Origin of the sequence: Roseivivax halodurans JCM 10272 (genome assembly GCF_000521785.1) — a bacterium.
Classification (GTDB): domain Bacteria; phylum Pseudomonadota; class Alphaproteobacteria; order Rhodobacterales; family Rhodobacteraceae; genus Roseivivax; species Roseivivax halodurans.
Genome location: NZ_JALZ01000108.1, coordinates 1 through 1,596 on the forward strand (window position 1 = coordinate 1; position 1,596 = coordinate 1,596).

Genomic DNA, 1,596 nt, shown 5'->3' on the forward strand with positions numbered 1-1,596 from the left:
TTCCTAAGAAACACGGGCGGTCTCGGGCAAAGGCGCCAGATCGTAGCCGAGGGTTCGGGCGCGACGCTGGAGGTTGGCAAGGACACGCGTTCGGTGACGCTCGTCATAGACGGCGGCACCGGGATCGCTGTAGATCATGCCGAACCTCAGCGTGTTGTAGAACAGGACCGCGATCTTCCGCGCGGTGGCGGTGACCGCCTTCTGTTTTCCGACACGAGACGACAGGCGGCGATAGAAGGCCCCAAGCGCGGTCTCGCTGCGCCCGATGGTGGTTGCTGCAAGACGCAGAAGCGCGGCGGCCCGGCTGGAGGACCGGCGGGTGCGAGACGACAGGAGCTTACCGCCGGAGATCTTGTTGCCCGGCGCGAGGCAGAGCCACGACGTGAAGTGCTTCGCGCTCGGCCAGGCCGTCAGGTCGCTCCCGCACTCGGCCACGAGCTTCAGGGCAAGGCTCGGCCCGATGCCGTGAATCTGCGTCAGATCGACCCCGAGCACGCCATTCAGCGCCGCCCGGACGTCGAACGCCGGTGCGCCGGTCGGCTTCTGGCGGAAGCGCGGTTTGGGTAGAGGAGCCGGTCTCTTTGCCCTTACAGTCAGCGCGTTCACCGCCGCTTCCAACCTTCCGTCGCACTCCGCAATCTTCGCCTGGTATGCATCGTAGAGTTCGAGTGACTGGGCCAAGGCAAAGACATGCTCTGCGCGGTCGTTCCCGACCAGAGCGGCCCGGATCGTCTCCAGGGAGGAATGGCAGCGGACGTCCCGGTAAGACGCCAGGATATCCGGATCACGCTCCCCTGCCACCAGCGCGCGGATGATCCGCATGCCGGTCACGCCGGTGATGTCGGAGACGACATGGTGAAGCTGGAGGTTCATCTCCATCAGCGCCTTCTGCATGTGCTGGATATGCGCGGCCGCGTATTCGACGAGACGTTCGCGCTGCCGCAGGTAGGCGCGCAAGGTGGCGATCTCTGCCTCGGGTCGGAAACTCCCGCGCAACAGGCCGTAGGAATGCAACTGGCGCAACCAAGCGGCATCGCTGACATCGGTCTTCCGGCCCGGCACGTTCTTGGCGTAGCGCGCATTCACCAGGATGACCTCGAAGCCGTGCTGCTCGAGGATCTCGAAGGCGGGTATCCAGTAGACGCCAGTCGACTCCATGGCCACGCTGGTGACCCCGCAGGACCGGAACCAGGCTGCCAGGTCGTGCAGATCTCGCGTGAAAGTGCCGAAGGCGCGCACGGGCATGGCGCAACTCTCCGAGCTGACCGCCGCCATGTGCATCGTCGACCCGATGTCGACCGCAGCAGCGCCGGGATTGACCAGCTTCATCTCCGGGTGGTCGCCGGTCTTGGCTCTCGTCATGACATGTCCTCCGTTTGAGCGGAGGGCGTGGGCTATGCCAGTCCTTCATCTTCCTAATCGGGATCGCACGGACAGCCGGCGTCACCACTCTCAAGTGCGCATGAACCCATGGGCCACGTTTTTTAACGGGGTCGAACCCACCAATAAGCCAACGGCCGCTACCCTCCTGCCTCGAGAGTAGCACGCCTCGTTTCTATCCCGCACAGGCGGGCAACGGTCCGGGATGGTTTTTTA

Annotated in this window: 1 protein-coding gene; it reads right to left on the reverse strand. The window is 64.3% G+C overall.

The genetic code is table 11. The features are described 5' to 3' along the window. Nucleotides 1-3: 3 nt before the first annotated feature. A complete protein-coding gene (locus OCH239_RS21330; protein ID WP_051489732.1) occupies nt 4-1,362 on the reverse strand; it encodes an IS110 family RNA-guided transposase in 1,359 nt (452 codons plus the stop codon). Nucleotides 1,363-1,596: the final 234 nt, after the last annotated feature.